At 54.1% G+C, this 471-nt stretch carries 1 protein-coding gene and 1 pseudogene (1 of these 2 only partly in view); both read right to left on the bottom strand.

What is annotated here, in order from left to right:
* A pseudogene (gene eno / locus SMC5_RS07820) lies at window positions 1-56 on the bottom strand (phosphopyruvate hydratase); it reaches 1,161 nt to the left of the window's first position.
* Window positions 57-138: 82 nt separating this feature from the next.
* On the bottom strand, window positions 139-471 hold a 333-nt coding region (locus SMC5_RS07815; protein WP_119120262.1), incomplete at its 5' end, for a chromate resistance protein ChrB domain-containing protein.

Here is a 471-nt window from a genome sequence, read left to right as displayed (position 1 = left end):
TTGCCGCGTGAATCAAGGATCTCTCGTGCATGAACACTCTTGATAGCTGTTGTCATAGTTGTTCCTCCTCGTGCAGGGTTACAGGCACCACTGTATTGTTCAGCCAATCAGTGTTTCCAGTGTGAGTGATGTGTGAGTTTATGTGTTCTCGCGGGCGACCTTGAGCCGGAAGAACGCGTACAACGCGTCATAGACGGCGAACTGGGCCTCCAGGTTTTCGGTGTCGTTCGGGTACATCAGCGAGAAACCCTGCGCCAGCGCTTCGAGCCCCCTGGCATATGGGTTTGTGTCCAGCTGATCTGTGTCTGCGGCATTGACGACGTCGGCAAGCTGCAACAATGCCTTTTCTGTGAGATGATACTTGTCCATGATGGAGACGAAACTGCAGTGGCCGTCTTGATGACCCAGCTCGGCGCCTTCACTGTCGAACGGTGTCGCAACCTCGTCTTTGGCGAACTGATCCACGATGTC

The sequence above is a fragment of the Candidatus Cryosericum odellii genome (assembly GCF_003570935.1).
Lineage (GTDB): Bacteria > Caldisericota > Caldisericia > Cryosericales > Cryosericaceae > Cryosericum > Cryosericum odellii.
This window is presented reverse-complemented; position numbering and strand designations above follow the sequence as displayed.